Origin of the sequence: Paenibacillus vandeheii, from assembly GCF_030433635.1 — a bacterium.
Taxonomy (GTDB): Bacteria; Bacillota; Bacilli; order Paenibacillales; family Paenibacillaceae; genus Paenibacillus; species Paenibacillus vandeheii.
Map to the genome: position 1 here is coordinate 116803 of NZ_JAROCD010000002.1, position 25201 is coordinate 142003.

The 25201-nt window shown below is 48.9% G+C and carries 22 protein-coding genes; 17 read left to right on the top strand and 5 right to left on the bottom strand.

What is annotated here, in order from left to right:
* Positions 1-246 precede the first annotated feature (246 nt).
* From P5G61_RS03370 to P5G61_RS03390, 5 genes are read left to right on the top strand one after another with little or no spacing between them, the layout of a single operon-like run.
* Positions 247-1890, top strand: a complete 1644-nt coding sequence (locus P5G61_RS03370; RefSeq protein ID WP_301244488.1) for an ABC transporter substrate-binding protein — start codon at positions 247-249, stop codon at positions 1888-1890.
* 41 nt (positions 1891-1931) lie between these two features.
* Positions 1932-2927 (top strand): ABC transporter permease, encoded by a 996-nt coding sequence (locus P5G61_RS03375; protein ID WP_301244490.1) that lies wholly within the window; start codon positions 1932-1934, stop codon positions 2925-2927.
* A complete protein-coding gene (locus tag P5G61_RS03380) occupies positions 2924-3913 on the top strand; it encodes an ABC transporter permease (RefSeq protein WP_301244492.1) in 990 nt (329 codons plus the stop codon). Before P5G61_RS03375 ends, P5G61_RS03380 begins: the two co-directional genes overlap by 4 nt.
* Before the next feature lies 1 nt (position 3914).
* Positions 3915-4871 carry an ABC transporter ATP-binding protein gene (locus tag P5G61_RS03385; protein WP_301244494.1) on the top strand — a complete coding sequence of 319 codons (957 nt, stop codon included), beginning with the start codon at positions 3915-3917 and terminating at the stop codon, positions 4869-4871.
* Positions 4861-5463 carry an ABC transporter ATP-binding protein gene (locus tag P5G61_RS03390; RefSeq protein WP_301244496.1) on the top strand — a complete coding sequence of 201 codons (603 nt, stop codon included), beginning with the start codon at positions 4861-4863 and terminating at the stop codon, positions 5461-5463. Before P5G61_RS03385 ends, P5G61_RS03390 begins: the two co-directional genes overlap by 11 nt.
* Before the next feature lie 195 nt (positions 5464-5658).
* Here P5G61_RS03390 and P5G61_RS03395 read toward each other — a convergent pair whose 3' ends face one another.
* The gene (locus P5G61_RS03395; RefSeq protein WP_301244498.1) at positions 5659-6855 is read right to left on the bottom strand and encodes a MalY/PatB family protein; all 1197 of its coding nucleotides are present in this window, start codon (positions 6853-6855) and stop codon (positions 5659-5661) included.
* A 358-nt stretch (positions 6856-7213) separates the two neighbouring features.
* Positions 7214-9214, bottom strand: a complete 2001-nt coding sequence (locus P5G61_RS03400; RefSeq protein ID WP_301244500.1) for a S9 family peptidase — start codon at positions 9212-9214, stop codon at positions 7214-7216.
* 343 nt (positions 9215-9557) lie between these two features.
* On the opposite strand from P5G61_RS03400, the gene P5G61_RS03405 reads away from it, so the two are divergent.
* The 6 genes from P5G61_RS03405 to P5G61_RS03430 all read left to right on the top strand — a co-directional run bounded on the left by P5G61_RS03405 (position 9558) and on the right by P5G61_RS03430 (position 13548).
* On the top strand, positions 9558-10103 hold the full coding sequence (locus P5G61_RS03405; RefSeq protein ID WP_301244502.1) for an STM3941 family protein: 546 nt from the start codon (positions 9558-9560) through the stop codon (positions 10101-10103).
* 40 nt (positions 10104-10143) lie between these two features.
* Positions 10144-11007, top strand: a complete 864-nt coding sequence (locus tag P5G61_RS03410) for an aldo/keto reductase (RefSeq protein ID WP_301244504.1) — start codon at positions 10144-10146, stop codon at positions 11005-11007.
* 179 nt (positions 11008-11186) lie between these two features.
* Positions 11187-11597, top strand: a complete 411-nt coding sequence (locus tag P5G61_RS03415) for a GntR family transcriptional regulator (RefSeq protein ID WP_301244506.1) — start codon at positions 11187-11189, stop codon at positions 11595-11597.
* Entirely contained in the window at positions 11590-12288 is a 699-nt protein-coding gene (locus P5G61_RS03420; RefSeq protein ID WP_301244508.1) for an ABC transporter ATP-binding protein, read from the top strand. The genes P5G61_RS03415 and P5G61_RS03420 overlap by 8 nt, the downstream gene beginning before the upstream one ends.
* A complete protein-coding gene (locus P5G61_RS03425) occupies positions 12285-13025 on the top strand; it encodes a hypothetical protein (protein ID WP_301244509.1) in 741 nt (246 codons plus the stop codon). The genes P5G61_RS03420 and P5G61_RS03425 overlap by 4 nt, the downstream gene beginning before the upstream one ends.
* A 112-nt stretch (positions 13026-13137) precedes the next feature.
* Positions 13138-13548, top strand: a complete 411-nt coding sequence (locus P5G61_RS03430) for an LURP-one-related/scramblase family protein (RefSeq protein WP_301244511.1) — start codon at positions 13138-13140, stop codon at positions 13546-13548.
* A 180-nt stretch (positions 13549-13728) separates the two neighbouring features.
* Here P5G61_RS03430 and P5G61_RS03435 read toward each other — a convergent pair whose 3' ends face one another.
* Both P5G61_RS03435 and P5G61_RS03440 read right to left on the bottom strand, forming a co-directional pair.
* Positions 13729-14622, bottom strand: a complete 894-nt coding sequence (locus P5G61_RS03435; RefSeq protein ID WP_301244513.1) for a WYL domain-containing protein — start codon at positions 14620-14622, stop codon at positions 13729-13731.
* On the bottom strand, positions 14570-15925 hold the full coding sequence (locus P5G61_RS03440) for a helix-turn-helix transcriptional regulator (RefSeq protein WP_301244515.1): 1356 nt from the start codon (positions 15923-15925) through the stop codon (positions 14570-14572). The genes P5G61_RS03435 and P5G61_RS03440 overlap by 53 nt, the downstream gene beginning before the upstream one ends.
* Positions 15926-16271: 346 nt before the next feature.
* On the opposite strand from P5G61_RS03440, the gene P5G61_RS03445 reads away from it, so the two are divergent.
* The 5 genes from P5G61_RS03445 to P5G61_RS03465 all read left to right on the top strand — a co-directional run bounded on the left by P5G61_RS03445 (position 16272) and on the right by P5G61_RS03465 (position 23298).
* Positions 16272-17765 carry a TROVE domain-containing protein gene (locus tag P5G61_RS03445; protein ID WP_301244517.1) on the top strand — a complete coding sequence of 498 codons (1494 nt, stop codon included), beginning with the start codon at positions 16272-16274 and terminating at the stop codon, positions 17763-17765.
* Positions 17766-17844: 79 nt separating this feature from the next.
* Entirely contained in the window at positions 17845-18648 is an 804-nt protein-coding gene (locus tag P5G61_RS03450; protein ID WP_301244519.1) for a nucleotidyltransferase domain-containing protein, read from the top strand.
* 18 nt (positions 18649-18666) lie between these two features.
* On the top strand, positions 18667-20142 hold the full coding sequence (locus P5G61_RS03455; protein WP_301244521.1) for a methyltransferase domain-containing protein: 1476 nt from the start codon (positions 18667-18669) through the stop codon (positions 20140-20142).
* Entirely contained in the window at positions 20120-22798 is a 2679-nt protein-coding gene (locus tag P5G61_RS03460; RefSeq protein ID WP_301244523.1) for a polynucleotide kinase-phosphatase, read from the top strand. Before P5G61_RS03455 ends, P5G61_RS03460 begins: the two co-directional genes overlap by 23 nt.
* 248 nt (positions 22799-23046) lie before the next feature.
* A complete protein-coding gene (locus tag P5G61_RS03465) occupies positions 23047-23298 on the top strand; it encodes an RNA-binding protein (RefSeq protein WP_301244525.1) in 252 nt (83 codons plus the stop codon).
* A gap of 192 nt (positions 23299-23490) precedes the next feature.
* Here the strand turns inward: P5G61_RS03465 and P5G61_RS03470 are convergent, their stop codons facing one another.
* Complete coding sequence (locus P5G61_RS03470) at positions 23491-24411, bottom strand: AEC family transporter (RefSeq protein ID WP_301245216.1); 921 nt, start codon at positions 24409-24411, stop codon at positions 23491-23493.
* 120 nt (positions 24412-24531) lie between these two features.
* Here P5G61_RS03470 and P5G61_RS03475 point away from each other — a divergent pair, with 120 nt between their 5' ends.
* Positions 24532-25047 carry a mismatch-specific DNA-glycosylase gene (locus tag P5G61_RS03475; RefSeq protein WP_301244527.1) on the top strand — a complete coding sequence of 172 codons (516 nt, stop codon included), beginning with the start codon at positions 24532-24534 and terminating at the stop codon, positions 25045-25047.
* Positions 25048-25201: the final 154 nt, after the last annotated feature.

The window sequence follows — 25201 nt, forward strand, 5'->3', positions numbered from 1 at the left end:
TAGAACAACAGATCATTGGTCCAGAACCGATAATCTGTTGTTTTTTTGTTTGTTATAATACCTCACCTCAAATAAGGGGTTCTCTATTGATTCTCTAATAACCTCATTTAAATCCCCATTAAATGAAAATAAATGGATTTTAAAGTTAAGTTTGTTGACACAATAAAACTGTTTTGTGCTACAATTTTCAGAAAAAGTAACACGAAATTGGATTGAACAGCAAAAATTAAAGGGGGAACAGCGTAGATGAGCGGATTTTCATGGGGGAAACGATCAGTTAGAGCAGGATTAGGCATTTTGCTTAGTTGTGCTGTTGGGCTATCGGGATGTACACAGGGGAAGTCATCAACAATAGAGAATGCCCAGCAGGCAGCTTCTCTCCCAAAAGACGAATTGGTGTTGGCCGTGGGTACGGAACCGGAAGGTGGATTCGATCCGACTACGGGTTGGGGACAGTATGGTTCGCCGCTTTTCCAGAGTACCTTGCTAAAAAGGGATGCGAAGCTTCAATTGGTCAATGATCTGGCGACAGACCATACCGTCAGTAAAGATGGTCTGATCTGGACCGTTACACTCCGGGATGATGTAAAGTTCTCCGATGGCGAGCCACTGACGGCCGAAGATGTCAGGTTTACGTTTGAAAAGGCTGCCAAGAGCGGATCGGTCATCGATTTGACCAATATGGCTAATGTGGAAGCCCCAGATGCGACAACGGTCGTCTTCACATTAAAGTCGCCGCAGTCCACGTTTATCAGTCTTCTGACTACGCTAGGTATTGTGCCTGAGCACGCCTATGGTCCTGATTATGCCGAGCATCCGGTCGGGTCGGGTCCATACAAGCTGGTGCAGTGGGATAAAGGGCAGCAGGCCATCGTTGAGGCGAATGAGCAGTATTACGGGAAAAAGTCCACATTCCATAAACTGACGTTTCTCTATCTCGATGAGGATGCAGCCATTGCAGCTGCACAGGCAGGAAGCGTCGATATTGCCGCCATCCCGGCGGCATTCAGCAAGCAGCAGGTAAGTGGCATGAAGCTGGAATCGGTAAAAACAGTCGATAACCGGGGCATCATGTTCCCGATGCAACCGGCAGGCGCTAAGTCTGGTGACGGCCTGCCGGCAGGTAACGACGTTACGTCCGACATCTCCATTCGCAAAGCGGTGAATGTGGCAATCGACCGAACTGCTTTGGTCGAAGGGGTGCTGGAGGGACATGGTCGTCCAGCCTATTCGGTCAGTGATGATCTGCCTTGGAGCAATCCGGATTCTGTATTTGCAGATGCGAATCTGGATGAAGCGAAGCAGATTCTGGCTGATGGTGGCTGGACGGATACTGACAGTGACGGAATTGTCGAGAAGAACGGCACAAAGGCCGAGTTCAATCTGCTTTATTTTGCAGGGGATTTAACAAGACAATCTCTGGCTCTGGCTGCTGCGGATATGGTGGCTCAGGCTGGGATCAAGATCAATGTGGAAGGCAAGAGCCGCGAAGAGACAAAAAAGCTGGCCTATACCAATGCTGTATTATTTGGCTGGGGAAGTCACGATCCGCTTGAAACATACAACCTCTACAGCAGTACCCACAAAGGGGAAGGTTACTACAACACAGGATTGTACAGCAATTCAACCGTGGACCACTGGATGCAACAGGCCCTCCAAGCGACAACGGAAGAAGAGGCATTGCCCTTCTGGCAGAACGCTGAGTGGGATGGATCAACAGGATTCAGTTACCAGGGCGATGCGCCATGGGCATGGCTGGTGAACATTGATCATCTGTATCTGGTGAAGAATGGTTTAAATATCGGTGAACAGCAGATCCATCCACATGGTCATGGGTGGCCTGTGACATCCAACCTGGAAGAGTGGTCCTGGGATGAAGATTCGAAATAGAAACGCTGCGGTAGCTTTAGCCTGAATTGGGGAGAGATTGGATGGAGGACAGGGTGGGATGGGTCAGATTTGTCGGCTTTAAAATGCTGCGGCTTGTATCTTTGCTGGCAGGAGTCAGCGTGGTGTCTTTTATATTGATGCAATTCTCTCCAGTGGACCCGGTGGAGGCCTACATTGGTGGAGACATGATCAGGGTGAGCGCAGAGCAGCGCACTCTGATTGAAGAACGTTGGGGACTCAATGATTCACCCGTAGAACGACTGTTTACTTGGGGGCAGGCGCTGATTCAGGGTGATCTGGGAACCTCGATGATCTATAGACAGCCGGTTGCAGACATCATCCAGGAACGATTCATGAATTCTGTCACTCTTATGGCGGTGGCATGGATGTTATCCGGTCTGATTGGATTCGGTCTGGGTGTTGTTGCTGCCATGAGAAGAGATTCGCGGCTGGATCGTCTGATCTGTTGGTACTGCTACACACTGGCTTCCACGCCAGTATTCTGGATTGCGCTGTTATTGCTCATGGTTTTCGGTGTATGGCTTGGCTGGCTTCCGGTTGGACTTGGTGTACCTGCGGGCATGGCGGCAGATCAAGTGACATGGGGGGATCGGGCCATACACATGATTCTTCCTGCACTGACGTTGAGTCTGACGGGCGTCGCCGCCATCGCCTTGCATACCCGGCAGAAGCTGGTGGATGTGTTGGACTCGGACTATATCCTTTTTGCGAGGGCACGAGGTGAGCGAGGTGTTCAACTGTTTCGTCGTCATGGGTTCAGGCATGTGGTGCTGCCAGCTTTGACGCTGCAATTGGCTTCATTTAGTGAATTGTTCGGTGGGGCCGTGCTCGCGGAGCAGGTGTTTTCCTATCCCGGACTGGGGCAGGCAACGGTTCAGGCGGGATTACGTGGTGACGTGCCGCTGCTGTTGGGGCTTGTGCTGTGCAGTGCGATATTTGTGTTTACAGGCAATATGCTGGCCGATATTCTGTACCGGTTCATTGATCCGCGCATGAAGGAGGAGACGATAGGATGAAGCAGACGTTGGAACGTCACTCCCGGCCTGCCACTCAAGTTTCACAGAACCAAGAAGTAAAGTCTGCGAATGGTAAGCGGAGCAACAAAGGAGGGAGGGAATCAGTACTTCCACATGCTCAAGGAGCAAAAGGATATCCCGATCCCGGCGTCAGCAATCCTCGTTTTCGTAATCCGCGCAAATGGGCACTTATCTGGGGCAGCCTGGGCGTGATCTGGATCACCATCGTGTGGCTGACAGGCAGGCTGCTTCCCGGGGAATCGACGCTGACCTCCTTGATGGATCGGAATCTGGCTCCGTCCTGGGTACATCCTTTCGGTACGGATTGGCTGGGACGAGATATGTTCATGCGTACATTAAAAGGATTGGCAACGAGCATTCAGGTAGGTTTGCTTGCGGCTTGCGGCGGCGGTTTGATTGCGCTGGTGCTGGGTCTGGCTGCTGCTTCTGGGAAAGCTGCGGATCGGGTGATCTCATGGGTTATTGACCTCTTCCTGAGCGTCCCACACCTGGTATCGCTGGTGATGCTCGCCTTTGTATTCGGTGGAGGTTTGCCTGGGGTGGCGTTAGCAATTGCCCTCACCCATTGGCCGAATCTGGCCCGGATTGTACGGGCAGAGATGATTCAGCTGAAATCAGCGGAGTATATTCATATCTCACGCAGGCTGGGTCAATCCCGAATGCGTATTGCGGTGCAGCATATGCTGCCGCATCTGGTCCCACAGCTGTTCGTGGGTGTGCTGTTAATCTTCCCCCATGCAATTCTGCATGAGGCAGCGATTACGTTCCTCGGGCTGGGGCTGTCGCCGCAGCAGCCAGCGATCGGGATTATTTTGTCCGAGTCGATGAGATATTTGTCCGCAGGCATGTGGTGGCTGGCCTTTTTCCCGGGACTCGCATTGTTGTTGGTCGTTCGTGCGTTCGATGTGCTGGGTGGTAGTCTGAAGACATTAACGGGTACCGGCAGTTCAAGGGAGGTGGGTTAACATGGCTCTTCTGGAAGTGGAGGGAGTATCGGTTTCATTCCGGCGCGCGCGGGGGTGGTTTGGGCACGAGGAGACCCATGTTATTCAGGATCTGAATCTGTCTGTAAATGAAGGTGAGATTGTCGCGGTCGTCGGGGCGAGCGGATCTGGTAAAAGTGTATTGGCACAGGCGATCATGGGCATTCTTCCTGCCAATGCCAAGCTGGAGGGCCGGATCAGCTATGCGGGCGAACCCTTAACCTTGGAGCGGCAGCTTCATCTGCGTGGCGATGAGCTGGTGTACATTCCTCAATCGGTCAGTTATCTGGACCCGTTATTGAAGGTAGGCAGGCAGATTCAACCCGTAAGCCAAAAGTCAGGGCGAAAGCATCGATCGACACCCCGATCCGTGATACAAAGGGCAGAGCAGGAGTTGTCAGGGCGCTATCACTTGCCTCAGGGCACGTCAGGGAAATATCCATTTCAATTGTCAGGTGGCATGGCCCGACGCGTGCTGATGGCTACAGCAACTTCGGGTGAGCCGAAACTGATTATTGCGGATGAGCCGACACCTGGCATCCATCCCGAAGTGCTGGCTGAAACGATGAAGCAATTTCGACAACTTGCGAATGAAGGCGTTGGCATCCTTTGGATTACCCATGATATTACGACTGCCTTGACGGCAGCAGATCGCATATCCGTATTTTACGCAGGCTCCAATGTAGAGACGGCACAGATTTGTGATTTCACGGGAAAGGGCGAACGTTTAAGACATCCATACACGAAGGCTCTTTGGAACGCTTTGCCGCAAAATGATTTCCAACCCTTATCTGGTACACAGCCTGTAGCGGGTCAACAGCTGGCAGAAGGATGCTCTTTTGCACCTCGTTGCATTGGAGCAACCATGGCATGTACCAACGGCAGACCTGAGCTGCGCGAAATCCGTGGCGGGGAAGTGAGGTGTATACATGCCACTTGAAGCTCAAAAGACAGGGTATCGTTATCACAAAGATACCTGGGTATTTCAGGATTTAAATATGGAAGTACAGCAGGGAGAAATCGTTGGCTTGTGGGGGCCTAGTGGTTGTGGCAAAACAAGTCTGGGACGTATCCTTGCAGGTTATGTGGAACCGTTGGCAGGTCAAGTGCTGCTGGATGGGAAGCCGCTTCCCAAAACCGGAGCCTGTCCGGTTCAGCTTGTATTCCAGCATCCGGAGAAAGCCGTGAATCCACGCTGGCGCATGCGTCGTGTGCTGAAGGAGGCGGCAATCGAGGATCAGGGATTGCTTGATGACTTGGGTATTCAAACGAATTGGATGGATCGCAGGCCCGGTGAGTTGTCAGGCGGCGAATTGCAACGATTCTGCGTAGCGCGCGCACTCGGCTCGGCAACTCGATACGTGATCGCCGATGAGATGACCACCATGCTGGATGCGATCACCCAGGCACAGATCTGGCATAGCGTGATGAACATCGCACGTCAGCGCAATCTGGGACTGCTGATCATCAGTCATGATCAAGACTTGCTGGACAGGTTATGTGATCGGATTATTCAAATGCCAACATTGTAGTATGCTGGATATCCGTATTTTGCATCATTCGATTTTCTATCACTAATGGGTACAAATTATAAAAGGGGTGTCCGGGTAGTCCATCATGACATTAATCATGAAAATGACTACGGGACACCCTCTTTACAATTTTAACGAACTATACAGGCTCTATTAGCCGAAATTTTGAAAATATAGCTTTGCATCTAATTGAACTCATTCCGCCGACAGTCTGCTCACCAGCACAGACAATCTGCGCATGGCTTCTTCTACTGTTGAACGTGGACAGGCCACATTCATGCGCATGAATCCTGTGCCTTCCACTCCGAAAATGCTCCCATCATTGAAAGCGAGTCCCGCTTCTTTGAGCAGCATCGTACACAGTTGCGCATGCGGGATATTCAGCTTCCGAAAATCCATCCACAGCAGGTAAGTTGCTTCTGGAAGCTGGATTCCGATTTGCGGCATATGCTCCGCGACATACTCCTGCACGTATTCCATATTTCCGCGGATATAGGAAAGACAGTCATCCAGCCATTCTTCAGCTCCGGTGTAGGCAGCTTCGGCTGCAACTGCTCCCAGCGTACTGATGTTGGCAAGCCCCATCGTTTTCACTCCCTGCATGAACGTTTCCCGCAGCTTGGCATTTGGAATGATGATATTGGAGGTGCAGAGACCTGGAATGTTGAACGTTTTGCTTGGTGCTGTGCAGATGATGCTGAGATCAGCGACAGCTTCGGAAATAAGAGCAAGCGGTGTATGTGCACCATGTCGGTGAACCAGATCGGCATGAATCTCATCCGAAACGATGAGTATATCATATTGCACGCAGAGCGCAGCAAGGCTTTGAAGCTCCTCACGAGTCCATACTCGTCCCACCGGATTGTGAGGACTGCACAGAATCAGCATTTTGACCCGACCCGTCTTCAGGCAGGATTCCAAATGCTCCAGATCCATAGCGTAATGTCCATCGTTCTCCACCAATGGATTGGTCATCAGCTCTCTGCCCTGACCGCGGACCACTTCATAGAAGGGGGCATATACCGGAGTCTGGATTACTACCGCATCTCCCGGTTCAGTGAAACGTTGTACAGCAATGCTGAGTGCAGGCACAATCCCCGGGGTGAATACGATCCAATCCTCGTTAATGCTCCAGTTGTGACGCCGCTCCATCCATCCCGATAGCGCTGTGTGATATGCATTTGTTCGAACCGTATAGCCAAAAATTCCATGCTCCATTCGATTCTTCAGCGCCTGAATGACCGAGGGTGGAGCGGCGAAATCCATATCGGCAACCCACATGGGGAGCGCATCTGCGACGCCAAAAATCTCTTCAAGCGCATCCCATTTCTCTGATCCTGTGGAGAGCCGACTAATCGGCTCGTCAAATGGTTGATTATTGTTCTTGCTCATGACTTAAATCCCCCCTTGATATCCGTTCCTTCGACTACAATCGACAGATTATTATCTAATAAATTGGCTGATTTCGCAACTTGTAACCAGCAGAATAGATTCCATTTTGTAAGGGGCTATTTCCAGGACTTTTGTTCATCTAGAAACAGTGATTCGAGCGTGCAAAGGGATACCCCCACGGCAGTAACTATCCCATACCCAAATATGAACACAGTAAAAACCACCAGAAAAGGTCAAGATTTTGACCCTTCTACTGGTGGTTTTTGTTAATTCATTATTCCTTCTCGCTCACGCAAAAAAGAGAAGCAAGAAGAAGCTGATTTATTTTTATATCATATCATGTGATCTTATGATGGCATTACAGGTGCTCATTGAACCATCCAGCAATATGCTCCAGCCGACGTACCCTTAAGTGCGGGTGGCCTCCGCGGGACAACTCGTGATTGGCTCCCGGGAAACGAACGAACCGGGTCGTCTGTTTGCGTCGCTTCAAAGCAACATACAACTGTTCTGCCTGTTCAATCGGACAACGCAGATCCTGCTCACCATGCAATATCAGGAGCGGGGTGTTAACGTTGCCGACATAGGCAAGCGGGGAGTGTTTCCATAACTTTTCGGTGTCATCCCACGCATTACCGCCAATCTGGTCCTCCGTGAAAAAGAATCCAATATCACTGACCCCGTAGAACGAGAGCCAGTTCGAGATCGAACGCTGAGTGACGGCTGCCTTGAAACGGTCGGTATGTCCAACGATCCAGTTGGTCATGAAGCCGCCATAGCTGCCGCCAGTGACGCCAAGACGGGACTCGTCGATAAACGGATATCGGGACAACGCATAATCCATGGCTTCCATCAAATCACGATAATCACCGCCGCCATAGTCACCACGGCAGGCATTCACGAATTGTTGTCCGTATCCGAGACCACCCCGCGGATTGATATATACAACAGCGTATCCCTGTGCTGCGAGGATCTGAAACTCATGCATAAACGTAAAACCATACATCATATGTGGACCGCCATGAATTTCAAGGATGGTTGGGACTTTGACTCCTTCCACCATGCCAGCCGGTTTCAACATCCAGCCTTGCAGTCTTAAGCCGTCAGAGGAATCAAACCAGAAGGTCTCTGGTGTGCTAAGCTGAATCTCTTCTTCCAGTTGAGGATTGCTATGGGTTAATTGAATAGGCACGGCCCCAACTTCATCAGGTTGAGTATACAGAAAGAGATCACCAGGACGAAGTACGTCTGCTACGGCAGCCACGATCTGTCCATTTTCCAGCTCAGCAAACTGATAGAATTCTTTCTCGTTCGGCAAGATGTATTCGGCATGACTGCCGTCCCGCGCAAATCGGGCAATTCGGACACTGCCTTCAATAGTGGCAAGACAGAGGATGGATGAACCATCGCGACTGAATACCGGACCCGTATTGGTTAAGTGTGAGCGCATATCACCAACGAGGCTGTGATTCATCTGTACATCCCAATCCTTGCTCAGGCATGTGGGTTTGCCACCCGAGATTGGAAGGGTGTAGAGCTTGACCAACGTAGCATTTCCATAAGAACGGTCGCTGGCAAGTAGCGCAAGGGATTGTCCATCAGGAGCGTATGTCAGCCGGCCGAAAGAGTATCCTTCCGGGGTCAACTGCTGTATGTCAGATCCGTCAGCCGTGGCACGATACACGTGGTTCGTCAGGGTGTAATCGTTATGCTGCTCGCCCTCTTCAGGCATCTGAGCGATCCAGGCAATGGACTCTCCATCCGGTGACCAAGCATAGTCCCCAACATCATAATGGCCTGTAGTTACAGGGATAGCCTCTCCGCCTTCGGCTGGAACACGGAAGAGATGGGTTCGTCTGCCATTCCACAGTCCGCCACTGTCGGACTTCATTCGAATACGATCCACAACAAGTTCTTGCAGCAGTCTTTTATCTGAATCTTCGGTTTCATCTTCGTTTTTCTCGCTCATGTCCACCGATGATTTAACCAGTAAAGTAAGTCCATCCGGCGACCAGAGCAGGGAACTGACCCCATGCTTCAAATGGCTGATTTGCTGTGCTTCTCCACCATCTGAGGCGATCAGCCATACTTGTGTTTTGCCTTCATGCTCTCGTAAAAAAGCAAGCTGTGAGCCATCCGGCGACCATGCAGGAGCATGATCCTTATCTCCAGATGTGAAAGGTCTGTCCTTCCGGTTCTCCAGATGGAGGAGTCTCAGGTGAGAAGTATAACCGTCCCGTGCTTCATTTGTTTTTCGGCTTACATATACCACTTGTCCGCCCTGAGGAGACGGAGTTGGATCATTAACCCATGTAATCTGAAAAAGATCTTCCGATGTTATGCCGCGCAGACTGTTCATTGTTTGTCCTCCCACCATGAATCAGAATATGTTAATTTCCTAACCTTTCCATTTATACTAACGGAAAGTATGACGCAGGACAATACGATTCTGAACGAACGTTTTCCTATTTCTTAACAATATCACCTGCGCTGAAAAGGAATTATTGGATGCATGACGAATCCTAAATGTTGAATAGTCATGAAATGGACGAAATGTGTCTGAAAATGATGTTTTATGTTAGTTCATTCTGTTTAATAAACAAGGCCATTTGAGTATTTTTGGTAATCAGCTCATTCAATGAGCTGAACCCCGTTTATATAGATCATTCTTGTCTCAGTCACCATGAAGGAGGAGCATCACATTGTCCACATCCTATGATCAACAGCACGTGGAATACCCGAGCCGGAAACGCATGGCATGGCTAACGGTGGGGGCGGCACTTTTTGTAGCAGCCGGATTTTTTTTGATGTTTGATGATTCTTCAACCAAGGGATCCGCTATTTCTTCCGTTATAGGCATGTTCTCCATTTTGTTTTTTGGGCTTTGTCTCTGCTATAGTTTGGTAAAGATGATTAAGAAGGAACCTTCCTTTGTTGTTGATGAGCATGGCTTTGTGGATTCCTCTTCTTACACATCGGGAGGGATAATTGCCTGGAAAGATGTAGAGAGTATTTTTATGTATGAATTCATGGGACAGAAGATGATTGAGGTTAGACTCTGGGACGAGAATGTCTTTCTGGATCGCCAGAATGGGATGAAACGCAAATTAATGGTCGATGCTACTGTAAGTATTGCCCAGAACAGCCTCACGTTACCGCTGGATCAGTTGTATAACATGATGGTGGAGCGTTGGATGCGATCGAATGAAGACGAAGGTATTGGCTTTGACAAGTTTAATCATGAGTAGATAGGGAAGAAAGTATTCTTAGATTGGAGGAATACAGAAGATGCAAGGAAATCAGGCTCGTACGATTCAGCTACCCGATGGGACAACATTGCCAGCCATCGGGCAGGGAACATGGTACATGGGTGAGAGGCAGTCCAGTCGGAGAGAAGAAGTTCAGGCATTGCGTTATGGCATTGAACGTGGAATGACGGTGATTGATACGGCCGAGATGTATGCAGAAGGCGGGGCAGAAGAGGTCACTGGTGAGGCGATAACGGATTGTCGGGATGATGTATTCCTGGTGTCCAAGGTATATCCTCATCATGCGGATCAGAAGCAAATGATCACCGCTTGTGAGCGCAGCCTGTCACGTCTGGGTACAGATCGCCTGGACTTGTACTTGCTGCACTGGCGTGGGGGTGTACCGTTGGAAGAGACGGTCGAAGCGATGGAACAGCTGAAACAATCGGGTAAAATTCTGCGCTGGGGTGTCTCCAATCTGGACAAAGAGGACATGCAGGAACTATGGAACGTTCCGGGGGGTAAACACTGTGCAGTGAATCAGGTTCTGTATCATGCGGCTTCCAGGGGGATTGAATACGATCTCCTTCCCTGGCTGCGGGAACGTCATGTTCCTGTGATGGCGTATTGCCCGCTGGCTCAGGGTGGCAGGCTCCGGAAAGAACTGCTGGAGCATCCAATCATCCTTGACATTGCCGGTGATCGGGGAGTTAGTCCATCGCAAATCGCGTTATCCTGGGTTATCAGGGAGGGTGATGTACTTGCGATCCCGAAAGCTGTACAGTTAGATCATGTTGCAGAAAATGCGGCGGCGATGCATGTTACTTTGACTCCAGATGAAGTGGTTCGGTTAAATGAGGCATTCCCTGCACCTAAGGGCAAAGTGCCTTTGGATATTGTATAGATGGCTTCTGATTAGATTGGACACCTCATATCATGAACATAGTCAGAAGAATCAAGAGCAGATCTCGGGATCTGCTCTTTTTTTGCATGGATATCAAAATAAATAAATGGGCTTTACAATACCAAATCACTAGTGTACTATGTAACTAACACACAGATACAGAGAGGAGCGAGAATATTGTGAGCATCGAATTTGACAACAACTTGCCCATCTACCTGCAGATCATGCAGTACATCAAAAGACAGATCGTAACAGGCACTCTTAAGGCAGGCGATAAAATTCCTTCGGTTCGTGAATTGGCGGCCGAATTACAGATCAATCCCAATACGGTACAACGGACATTCCAGGAGTTGGAGCGGGAAGAAGTGGTTGAAACCAAGCGAGGTCTGGGCCGATATGTGACAAGTGAGGAGTCGAAAATTATGACGATCAAAAAAGAGATGGCTGGCGAATTACTGGAGCGTTTTCTGACAGGAATGCAGGAGTTGGGCATTGAAGAGCAGGACATCGTAAATATTGTGGCGGATGCTGTTGCAGAAGGAAAGAAGTCATTGGATCACGATGGAAGAGGAGGAACATTGAATGAGTAATATTCTTGAGCTGAACCATATAAACAAAACGTATGGCAGCAAGAAGGCCCTTCATGACATCACATTTGATATCGCACCAGGCCGAATTGTAGGTTTGCTGGGCAGCAACGGTAGCGGCAAAAGTACGCTGATGAAGCTGGTTGCAGGACTGCTGCATCCCAGCAGCGGAGACATTTCGGTAACGGGAAAACCGGTTGGGTTGGAGACGAAGTCGCTGGTATCGTTTATGCCGGATCGGCCTTTGACCGAGAACTGGATGAAGGTTCGGGACGCGATTGCGTACTACCGTGATTTCTATGCTGATTTTGATGAAGTTAAAGCCAGAGAGATGCTTGAATTCATGAAGCTTGAAGAGGGAGTGCGGGTACGGCATTTGTCGAAAGGCATGAATGAACGACTACAACTAACACTGGCTCTTTCCCGTAAGGCTCGTCTCTATTTGCTGGATGAACCGATTGGCGGGGTAGACCCGGTTGCCCGGGGCAAAATTCTGGACGCCATTGTGAAGTTCTACGATGAAGACAGCAGTCTGATCATTTCTACGCATCTTGTAACGGATATCGAACGAATTTTTGATGAAGTAATCTTCATTCGTGAAGGTGAGATGGTCATGCGGGAAGAAGTTGAGACTCTGCGTCTCAAGTACGGAAAAAGTGTGGATGAAATGTTCAAGGAGGTCTATGCAGAATGATGACGTTGCTGAAGTACGACTTTAGAAGGAATTGGAACACGCTGTTTGCCGGGCTGGCAGTATTGATTATCGTGCAAATTGGGCTGGCAATGTTCATGTCAGATATAACAGGCAGTATTATAGGTGTTATGGCATATGTCGGTGTAGGCGTGTCTATTTATGTGAAGATGATTAAGACGTACTGGTCCAATATCCGTTCTTATAATCGCCGTCTCGTTCCCGTAACAGGACTGTCTCACGTTTTGTCTCCTTTAATATTCGGAACGCTTTGCGGGCTGGGAGTGATGGTTGTAGCTGTCATTCATTACTTCATCTTCAGTGCAACGCACACAGATATGAACTTGGCCAGTGCCATTAATATGTCGGGCATTCATGTTTCGGAGATCATTTCCTTGCTGCTGTTTGTCTGGTGGGTAGTTTTGTTCATAACCGTCATCATCTTTCTCTCCATATCCATTGGTGGCAGCTTCCGCTTTAAAACAGGGCCCTGGATTAGTATCATCGCATTCTTCGTATTAACCAATCTCATTAGCTGGTTGGAGAATATCATCTTCTCAGGTCGTTTTAACCCAAATGAATTATTTCAGGTGACGGAAAAAAGTACAGGGATCTCCATTACGTCCAATCGGATCTTGTGGTCACAGGGAACATGGTGGAGTGTTATATTCGAAATTATCGTGGCTGTGATTTTGGTTGCAGCTGCCGTATACCTGAATAATAAAAAAGTGGAAGTGTAAGTAAAGATTCTGTCAGCTGCAGGTTGAGCTGACAGATTTTTTTATTTTGAAGCAATTCCCAGTTCTTATCCGTAAATAGAACCCTGAACAGGAACAGGCAGGTCATCTTGATTTGAAAAGTGCCTTTGGCTCATCGCTGGATGTATTCGATAACTCGAGACTCATTTGCAGTGGCAAATTTCGCATGTTAAGTAACCGTTGGGATGTGACCTCAGCCGATGGAAGGGAATGGGGTGTCTTACGGGCGAGGATTAGCTTCTTCAGTAAAAAGTATGAGTACGATGCCGGACCGCGTGGTGTGTATGATGTCTCCGCTCCAGCGTTTTCACAGGAATATGATATCACCGGGATGAGCGGCAAAATTGTGGCAAGCTTCAGGCGTACAAGTGGCTGGTTCGGTTCAGGTGCGTTTGTGTTAGACAACCAATCCGAACAACTGGATACGTATGAATTGATTGCCGTTGTGATGGGTGTGCATGCAATTAACAAAAGAAGGAATTCGGCTGCCAGTAGCGGAACGTAGAAGCGGACGAGTGGAGTGGGAGAGTGCTAGGAACTCGAATAGAGCCTGCTCAGTTCGTTAAACGTTCGTATCGCAAATCATCAAAAGGGCTTCCCCATCATCTCCATGACTACGGGGCAGCCCTTTTCTGTATTGTGGAAATTTATCAGCAACTTATCGGCCCATCAGTTGACGTGCACGTTAGGCAGAGTCACTTCCGTCTGCCTTGATGGAAGGCTCCTCCACGTGCTGGCTCCGCACTCCTCTATAAGTCCGTTCAGGTTGTGTTTCAGGCTCGGATTCATCATAGCGTGCCAGCACTTTGGCGGCTGTCTCAGACATTCGCGCTCGAAGGGCAGCATTGTCTGCGATCCGTACCCGTTTGCCCAGAAAACGCATTTTGGACAGCACATAATCCATCTCATTCCGAGGAATTGTCAGCTCAATCCGATAGGTTTGTTGTTTTTCTTCATATTCAACCTGCTTCTCGAAGCAGGAGAAGGCGTACAGAATCCGCGACAACTCCTGGTTGAATTCAGGCAGTACTTCAATGGTCACGGCTGTCTTTCGATTCTCCGTCAAATTAGCGATTTTGGTAGCGTATTGAGAAGCGAGTTCCGGTTGGATCGGCTGGGCTTCCGCAGCAATAATGCTGTGCAGCTTGGTTGACATCAGCTTGCCGAAGCGTGGAGCATACCAGAGCACGTACCATTCCTTTTTGACCATGGAATATTCGAGCTTGTAGGGAAATCCGAACTGATCCTGGCTGATGCGTCCATTGCGGACACGCCCTGTCAAACGAAACCCCTGATGATGCAGAATCATCTGCCGTAACGGTTTGAGCAGCGGATGAAAGACGCTTTTTTCTTCACTTTTGGCCTTTTCGGTCAGATAATCCTGAAGGTCCAGATCCTGCTCCGCATCCAGCATGTCATGCATTTTGTGCAACGTGTCGGGGTTCAGTGCTTCTGGTGCAGCAGGGTGATTCAGCATCATGCGCAGCCAGGCTCGTTCCTGAGAGGTCCAGGTGAACAGTCCGGTTTCATTCAATCTCGTCATCATCTGATAGTTGAACATCTTCTCGAACAGATTCATAATATTGCGCAATCTCCTTCCATTCCTCAATCATCTCCTGACGCAGCCTCTGTGGAGCGATCACCTCGCAGCTTGAGCCAAAACTCCGAAGCCACGGCTTAATCTCGGTGGTACCGTTGACCCGAATTTTATAGAGAAAGGTATGTTCTGTTTCGGGCGTAATCGTTCCCCATTGACCTTGCAAACGTACCCGATCCAGAATGAAGTTACGCTGACCATCCCGTGGATGGAAGAATCGGGCTTGAACCGTCACGGTGTTCCCCGTATCCACCAGCCAGCTGTAGCGGCTGATCTCGGCCCACTGCTGCTTCAATTCGAGCATATATTCTTCTTCAATCGAATCCTGCTCCTCCAGCTGCGTAATGCCTTCCATCCGAAATTTCACAAAGCCACGGCGCCCCTGATATCCAATGACATACCAGCGGCCATACTGATGATCATAGACCACTTCAAGGGGGATGATCCGGTTGGATCGTCCGCCTGCTTCCCGTTCAAAGCGTGGATTCGTATTCTGCGAGCTGTAGCTGGACGGTTTTTTGGGTGAATAATACAGGAACTGCACATGTTTTCGTTGTCGAATTGCACTAAGCAGGGTGTACAGATGCGCTTCGTCCAGAATGCGGGAATAATAGTGGTACTTGTATATAAATGGTTCGGTGGCTTCTTCCTGCGGATAGCTTGCCGCAATGGCTTTTTTGAGACTGTCGCGTAGTAAATACCCCTGTACGGAAGGAACCTGGGTGTTCGCCATAATATCCACAAAATCATACAGCTCCAGCTGTTCTTCCACGGTTAGCCCCGTAAGTACATCCTGCTGCAAAAGGTAACGATAAGGTCTGCCGCCAGATTCCTTGCGGATCACCCCGACTTCTTCCAGATACTTCAGATCTGAACGAATCGTCTTTTCGTCAGGCAATGCCAGATCCTCCGGCAGATCTGCGCAGCAGGCGTCCAACAATTCCATGGCCGTTAAAGCTTGATCCTGTAAGGTATGCAAAAGGACGGATAGACGCTGAACTTCAGTCTCTTTCATCGACTTGGCACGAAATAGGAAGAGCAGCATAGGCTCGGCGGATTCCCCATACTGGAAGCGTACGAGTTCTGCCATTTCTTTATTTTGTTCTGAACCGGTGCGTTGGTCTGCGACGGTCTGCATGATTTCTTTTAACCTACGTTGGGTTTTATCAAAAGTATGTACGGATATGCCGAGCCGCTCGGCGTATTGTTTACGGTTGTACGCGCCGCTTGTAAGGGACAACATGCGCAGAAATTGAATTTCTTTGTCAAAGCTCTCTTTAGCCATGAGCATTCACTCCTTGTTATCCCTTCATTGTATCAGGATGAGTGGCTGGTTTCATTTTAAACTTATGAGGGTCGCCATACTTTCGCCATGTTCGCGTGCAAATGCATGAGGCATAATAAGGTTGTGAAGCGGCGCAGCAACAAGCTCTGTGGATCAAGGTTCCGAGGCGCCAGGGAGGGTTACTTCGACTGTTAATCGACCAGGTCGTTGGTTCGAATCCAATCGCCGCCGTCCATGGCGGTGTAGCTCAGCGGTAGAGCGGGTATTATACCTTCCTACCTTTTTCCTCGGAACATTTTATGTTGGGACATGAATGAATTAGACTCACACCGGGAGGTCATGCGTGATGAGCAGAGCGGAACAATTATTCAATCAACCTCAGCCAACCACACGCAATCATGAGGACTATGGAGCCTATGAGCGATTGGTGGAGGAACAATATATACAGATGTTGATGACCAATACATTGAACAATACGTTTTATGCAGATACACAGCAGCTGATGGCCGATGCCATGGTCAGTCACCAAGAGATGGCTGAGGTCGATGCGGGGTTTATGGCGCGGGCGCTGGTCTATGCGCGTAATGAAGGCTTGATGCGGTTACAGCCCCTATTCGGGCTGGCACTGTTGTCGAAGGTGGACCCGGATCACTTTGCAAAAGTATTCTCCCAAGTAGTACAGACATCGGCTGACTTGGCAGATTTTTTGACCATTCTAAGAGGAACAGGTCGAGGCCAGGGCGGTCGAGCGGTGAAGCTTCAGGTGAGTCTCTTTTTGAACGGAGTCAGTGAATATTGGGCGATCAAATACAACGGACGTGGGCGTGGGTACAGTTTACGCGATATGATTGCTACAGCACATCCCAAGCCGAGAGATATGAAGCAGCAAGCCTTGTTCCGTTATTTGCGCGGCCTTGAAGTAGATCTTACGGACCTGCCGCAGTTACAGGCGCTGGAGAAGCTGAAAGCTACCCCGAACCCGGCAAGTCAGATGCATCTGATCGAAAAAGGTAAACTGCCATATTCGGTGGTCACATCGATCATGCAGCCAACACGTACGGTATGGGAGGCGTTGATGTTACAAATGCCGACCTTTGCGTTGTTGCGTCATCTGAATGTAATGGATCGGGCGGGAGTTTTTGAAAAATCGAAAAATATGGATTACGTCACACGTCGTCTAACGGATGCGGAAGCCCTGCGCAAGTCGCGCATCTTACCTTTCCGATTCGCCAGTGCCTATGAAATGACTGCAAGGGAAGAGCTGCGGGAGGCTTTGCGCCAGGCCGTGGAGCTATCGATTGGAAATCTGCCAGCGTTGCCTGGAAGAACGGCCATTTTCCTGGATCGCTCCGGCTCCATGCAAGGGGATTATCTGCGAATTGGTTCGGTGCTGGCACTGGCGCTTTATAAACAAACCCGAGGCAACTCACTGTTCTGGTTATTCGACCATATGGTTGAAGATGCTCATCCGAAGATGAATGAAAGCATTCTTTCCCAGGCTCATCGTATTCGGGCACAAGGTGGAACGGACACGGGGCGTCCTGTACGAGAGCTTCGGGATATCGGAGAGAAAGTGGATCAGATTATTATGATCACCGATGAACAGCAGAATGAAGGCAGTCCGTTATATGCCGAGCTTGAACGTTATCGCCGGATGGTGAATCCGGAGTTGAAGGCGTTTATCGTGGATATTGCACCTTATCAGCAGGCAATGGTACCACCACGTGATGGTAAAACCTTTTATATCTATGGCTGGAGTGAAACGGTATTGACGTATATTGCCGAGACGGTAAGGGGATATGATACACTCGCAAATCGGGTGCGGGCGATGAAAATTTAATTCATTTGCAAGAATGACCTGTAACGGGGAGATCACCCGTGAATTTATAACGTGATTTTGCTTAAAGGAGGCAACGGACATGACCCATGTTCATGAAGAAATGAGAGATACGATTAGACAGCAGCTGAAGCAGATTGAACAGGAGAAGAACGTACGGATCATCTATGCCTGTGAATCGGGCAGCCGGGCGTGGGGGTTTCCTTCACAGGATAGCGATTACGATGTGCGTTTTCTATATGTGAGACCGCTGGAATGGTACTTGTCCATTGAGGATAAAAGGGATGTGATCGAACGTCCGATCAGCGATCAGCTTGATATCAATGGTTGGGATTTGCGCAAAGCTTTGAAGCTGTTTCGCAAGTCAAATCCACCGCTGCTGGAATGGCTGCAATCCCCAATTCAGTATGATGAACCGTACAGCGTGGCAGAGCATATTCGTGCCCTATCGCCTTTGACCTTCTCACCGAAGTCCTGTATGTATCATTATCTGAATATGGCGAAGGGGAATTTTCGGGATTATTTGCAGGGTGAGCAGGTGAAGATCAAAAAGTATTTCTATGTGCTGCGCCCATTGCTCGCCTGCGGCTGGATCGAACGTTATGATGCGATGCCGCCGATGGGATTCGAAGAGCTGGTGCAAGAGCTTGTGCCTCAGAGCGCGCCGCTCTATACGGAAATCCATGAATTGCTGCGGCGGAAAAAGGCAGGCGAGGAACTGGATCTGGAACCGCAGCTATCCGCGATACAGGCTTTTTTGGCAGAGCAGATCACGCATTTTGAACAAATGGCCGCTCTGATGGAGAAGGAGCAGATGATTCCATATGAAGAATTAGACCGGATTTTTCGTTATGCCCTGCAAGAGGTGTGGGAGGTAAAGGTATAAGAAGAAGGAGGAGATCTGATGCATCTGATATTGAAAGTAAGAGGAGCAGGGGCAGGAGCTGTATCGCGCTTGCTGGCGAAGAATCCACATAACGTATATGACCGGACGGAAAAGGATGCGCGTGTACGAATTGTTTATATCACTGATACAGAGAGCGAAACCGAAGTGTTGATTCATGCCGAGCCTGATCCTGTTAATCTGGTAAGAGGTACTCCGAACGGTTACGACATTACACAATATATTAACGACCGTGAATTTGTAACGAGCAGTTTGTTCTGCTCCTACATACGCTCTGCGCTGGGGACAGCGTTGAATGGTAAACCGAAGGAAGACTATTTGCAATGGGTGGAGCACCCGTTCGATATGGAGCTGTCATTTGGACCCGTGGCATCGGACCTCCCTGATCGGGTTGTGGAGAAACTATTCTCGTCACTAGGCTACACAGTTACCCTTGAGCGGGATGAGTTGTCTTATACATTTGATCTGAAAAAGAATAGTACTGTCCGCCGTATCAGACTGAGCGGACAAGTTACAGTACAAAATGCACTGCGTCAGTTATTTCTGCTGATTCCAGTGTTGGACAACTACAAACATTATTTCATTAGTGAAGATGAGATTGATAAGATCAAACGTTATGGCGAAGGATGGCTGGAAAACCATCCATTGAAAGAGCTTATTGTCCGACGCACGCTGCGATTTTCCGAATTAATTCGGAAGTATGAGCACCAGGAAGGGAACCTGTCCGTCTCGGTTGAGCGGGCAGGTGGAGTGAATCAGATTTCCGATAAGGGAATCAATGAGAGTGATGAGGGGATTCAAGATACCTCTGCAGGTGAGCTTGAGCGATTTGAGTCACCAGTAAGGTTAAATGAACTGCGTTATCGAGCAATAGCGGAAGTAGTTGAAGCTCTTCCATCCAAGCGACGTATTGTCGATATGGGAGCCGGGGAAGGTAAACTTTCTGCCCGCTTGGCCTATATTTCGGGCGTGGAATCCATTCTTGCCGTTGAGCCATCAGGTCAGTCACGGCTTCGGGCCATGGAGCGCTTCGCGAAGCTGGAAGACCGAAGTGGGGTCGTTGCTATGCCGGAGCCTGTGATCGGCTCGCTGTTTTATTTTGATGAACAGATGCAAAATCAGGATGTCATGATCCTGTGCGAAGTCATAGAGCATGTCGAAGCGTATCGCTTGGACGGGATTATGGATACCATTATGAGTAATTATCGACCCGATGTGTTGCTGGTGACAACTCCAAACAAAGAGTACAACGAAGTATATGCGATGGAGCAGGATAGTTTTCGTCACCATGATCATCGTTTCGAGTGGACTCGGGCGGAATTGGCAGCCCAATGTGAAGAATGGGCACTCAAAGGAAATTATGACTTTGAAATAAGGGGTATTGGTGAGTGCGCAGAGGGATATGGACAACCTACACAACTGGTCATTTTTGAACGGAGAAGGGAGACCAACTATGAAGAACAACAGAGAGCCTAAAGAAATAGAAGATACAGTCAGGCATCAGGTCGATGGTGCGAATGCTTTGGATCAAGTACAGCGTGAAATTCGCTTGCCGCATGCAGGCATCGTCGTTCTGGTAGGGCCCTCAAACAGTGGGAAAAGCACGTTGTTGGATCGTCTCGTTGTAGAAGGTGTCATCCGAAGAACCGAAGCGGTATCATCTGATCAATTCCGAATGCTAATTGGAGATGACGAGTATGTGGATTGGAAACATAGGCCCCGTAGCGAAGCAGATGTAATCTATGCCGAGTACCAGCAGGTATCGGCCAAGGCGTTTGAAACAATGGAAGCCATGCTCGCGACCCGTTGCCGTCTGAACAAGCTGACCTGGGTTGATGCCACACATCTGTATCCGGAGGATCGTCAGCGGTTGATTCAACTGGCCAGAAAAGCTCATGTGCCCGTGATTGCTGTAGTGTTGGATATCCCTGAAAAAGAACTGCTCGAACGTGATGCTCAGCGAAAGTATCCGCGCGGACGTCAGCGGGTGAAACAACAGGTGCAGCAGTTCAAACGCACACTACGCGCCATTCGTGAAGATGGCTTCGACGCTAATTATGTGCTGAAGCATCCGGAAGACATCTCGTTTGTTCGTACATCCAACCCACTTATAATCGACATGGGTACAGGTATCGATATTATTGGAGACATTCATGGCTGTTACGAGGAAATGATGGAATTAATTCTCCGACTCGGATATGTGGATGAGGATGGAAGCGGGCTATACCATCATCCAGAAGGAAGAAAGCTGGTCTCGGTTGGTGACGTAACCAGCCGGGGACCAGAATCGCTGAAGTGTCTGTTGTTCTGGCAGCGGCAGTGTGCATCTGGACTCGCCTACATGATCGACAGCAATCATGGGTGGAAAATAGGACGCTATCTGGACGGTCGTGATGTTACATTGAGCCATGGCGATGAACATGTGGAGGCCGAGCTTATTCAGTTGGAGCAGGAGCAAGGTAAAGAAATGGCACAGAAAGTGCGAACAAATTTACGGGCATTTCTGCTTGATGCACCATCTCATCTGATTTTTTCCCGGAATGGCGTACGTCAGGTGGTCGTAGCACATGCCGGGATTCGGGATCACTTTATCGGAAAACAGTCCAAACGCATTCAGGATTATTGCCGCTACGGCGATGTGGAGGGAACGGATGAACACGGCAGACCGATTCGCAAGGATTGGTACGTAGATCACGCTTCCGGAGAATGCATTGTCTGGGGACACGATCCGCATCCATATCCAACGATAGTGAATGATACGGTCAATATTGACCAAGGCGTTGTCTTTGGAGGTATGCTCACGGCGTGGCGGATGCCGGAACGCGAGGCAACTAGTGTTCCAGCGAAGCAGGATTACGCTGAAGATCCGAAAAGTCCGCTCAAACGATGGGAACGGCGGAGATTTGCTCCACCTAACTTGCGCAAGTTCAAGGAAGGATTCACAGTGCAAACCGGGTCCCGGATGGATGTATCCATTCATTCTGAGGTGGCAAAAACGGCGATCGATACCTTTTCCCATTTTACCGTACCGTTGGAGGAACTGGTTTATATCCCGCCCACGATGAGTCCACCACCAACAACTTCTTCGATAGAAGGATATTTGGAACATCCACAGGATGCGTTCCAGTACTACCGGTCTCAGGGCGTTACTCGAATGGTAGCGGAGAAAAAACATATGGGAAGCCGTGCCATTGTGCTCCTGTTCCGGGACGAACAGGTAGCTGAGAAGCGAATAGGAAGACCAACGCTGGGGAACATTGTGACCCGGACGGGCCGCTCCTTTTTTGACAGGGCAACTGAGAAGGATGTGTTATTAAGATTACACACGGATTTGATCGCAGCGGGCTATTTTGACCGTCACCAGACGAAGTTCGTATTACTCGATGCAGAGATCGTACCCTGGAATCTGAAAGCGCGGGAGCTAATCTCCTCGCAGTATGCACATGTAGCTGAGGCTTCGTTGATGGATCGGGAGTTGGTGCTTGGAAAGCTGCGTGATGCTGAAGCGACCGGCCGAAATGTGGAGGAGTGGTTGCAGGACACAGAACGTAAGCTCGCCAATGCTAGAACATTCCGCGATGTATTTCAGAAATATTGCTGGGATGTAGAGGATATCGGAGATATTCGTATTGCACCGTTTCATACCTTGGCACATAGCACTGGGGCGTTTTGGGATCAGACGCATGAGTGGCATATGGAGCAAAATCGTGAGTTCGCCCGGATGTCCACGATGATGATGGAAACGGAATACCGTGTAATCACCAGTAGGGCAGATGAAGAGGAAGTCATTCGTTGGTGGGATGAGATCACGGCTGAAGGACATGAGGGCATTGTCATCAAGCCGGAAACATTCCGTGCCTGGAACGCCAACAAAATGATCCAACCTGCGATTAAAGTACGAGGTCGTGCGTATTTGCACATCATTTATGGTATGGATTACCTCGCACCGGAAAATTTGTCCCGGCTCAGCAAACGCAAAACGTCCAAAAAAGAGCGCCACGCTCTGATGGAGAGTGCCTTGGGTATGGAGGGAATTGAGCGTTTTGTACGCATGGAGCCTGTGGAAAGAATTCATGAATGCGTGCTGGCGACATTGGCTCTGGAGTCTGAACCGGTGGACCCACGTTTGTAACAAGATCGGTGAAACATGAGACTTCTGATTCCTTTGGATGCAAGGTAATTGGGCAGGTTTGGTATTTCCAAGCCTGCTTTATGTATATTTTTCAACAAAATACTTCATTCAAGATAATTAAAATTAGGAGTTTTAACGTTAATATAAATAACTAAAGCCCTATATGTTTCCAATCCGTTCTGGGTAATAATGAATAGTAAGTAAGTAATCATTGGAATCTCACCACGTAACGATAGGGGGTAACCTGTATGGCGTCAATCATTCTGCTGGTGAAACAGGCGGAGGACGATGAAAAGGTTATTTATCGATTCGGACCGAATGAGCGGAAGATGGGACTCATTGAGATGAATAAGATCAAGGAAAGTGTAAAGGAACTGGAGCCTGTTCATGTGGAGGGTGTCAGTCCGAGTTTTTATTTCAATCGGGCCGCGCAGCGACTGGTTCGATGTTTGTTCAGAGAAGGTGGCAAGTTCCCTGAACGGACGACGTTTGAATCTTAGTTCTCTTTAGACTGACAAGTCGTACAAAGGATTTGATCAGATGGAATATGCAGGTAACAAAAGAGGTCCAAGCGCACCCGGAGTATGGGCGCGTTTGGACTTTTTTAAGTTGAGCTGTCATCAACCGCTTAACAAAAAAAGTTCACAGCTCCTTGCGGGAGAGTGAACTAGTCATTTTATAAAACTATAAGGTCAGAACGTCTTCGCAAATGAAATCAGAGCAGTAATCGTAATGATGTTAAGCAGCGTCGAGATCAGAACTGTCTGGGCAGCAAAGTCTGGCTCGTTATCATATTCCTCCGCGAGAATGGACGCATTGACTCCGGTAGGCATACCGGATGCAATAATGAGCGCCTGAGCGGCGATGCCTTGCAAACCGAGCAGCAGCACGATGGAAATCCCAATGGCTGGGCCAATCAGCAAACGCAAAAATGTGCTAATATACACATCAAGACGATACAGGCGGATCGGATATTTTACAATTTGCGCTCCGAGTGTTAATAGAGCTACAGCCACCATACTTTGCTGCGCATAGGTCAGCGGCATGGACAGGAAGGTTGGCAGTGGGATATTTCCCATATGAAACAAAATGCCGAGCAACAACGCATAAGGAACGGGCATTTTTAGAAATCCGATGATCACCGCACGGTAATTGCCTTTGAGCTTCGCACCCTGAATGGACAACACACCATAGGTAAAGGTCAGCAATGCCTGTAAAGACATGACCAATGCCTGGATGGACGATGCCAGTGGATCGCCACGGAACACTAGGGAGTTGATGGGCAGACCATAATTGCCTGCATTGTCCAGCATGATACTGTTGTTAAAGGCGGCTTTCATGCCTTTGTTCATGCGAAGCGAGCGTGCGAACACAGACCCCACAATATAGAGAATAAATACATATATCGCGTAAAAGAGTGTGACGGTTCCGAGCAGCTCACCCGACATATCGGAGTGATACATGCTCATAAATACGGCTGCGGGGGTAATACAATAGAAATTGATTTTGGCGAGGGTGTACAAGTCCAGCTTGAACACCTTTTGCATCCAGGACCCGACGGCAATCAGGAGAAAGACGGGCAGGACGACTTCAAGCATGATGTCTGCAATCATCAGTTCAGCTTCCTTTTTCATGAAAATTTCAGTCCGATTCGAAAATACTTCAACCATTATATCATTTTATACACAGATGAAAGATGTAAATGACTAAAAAAGATAAGGGGGCTTTTCTTTATGATTCCAGATCATCTGGATTATGGTTTATCGATCTTATTTATCGGTTTTAATCCCAGCATCACGTCTGGAGAGACGGGTCATCATTATGCTTACAAAGGAAACCGTTTCTGGCGTATTCTTGAACGGTCCGGATTGACTCCTCGTTTATATGATGCCAAAGAGGATGGAGAGCTGCTGAAGCTGGGATATGGTTTTACGAATATTGTGGCCCGGCCGACAAGAGGCATGGAGGATATTACAAAGGAAGAATATGCAGAGGGACGGCAGATTTTACGGCAAAAGCTGGAGGAATACCGACCGGACATCGCTTGTTTCGTGGGGAAAGGAGTATACACTCAGTATAGTCAGCGTGCCAAAGCGGAATGGGGATTTCAGGACGACCCGGTCGTCAAGGAAATTCATGAGTTTGTAGCCCCGTCATCCAGTGGATTGGTCCGCATGTCGATGGACGAAATCGTAGCGATCTATTCACAGCTTAGTGATTTTGTATCGGAGAAAAGCAGGGACGACTGAAGAAAGAAGCAAGGGAAGAGTTTGGAATTACAGTCATTGCAGCAGTCACAAAGAACCAAGAATGGTTGCAGAGTTCGCTCATCCGGTTTTCACCTGGTGGCGCGAATTCTTTTTTTTGGATAAAGTGAGAGGTTTCGGGAAGTGCTTCCGTCTA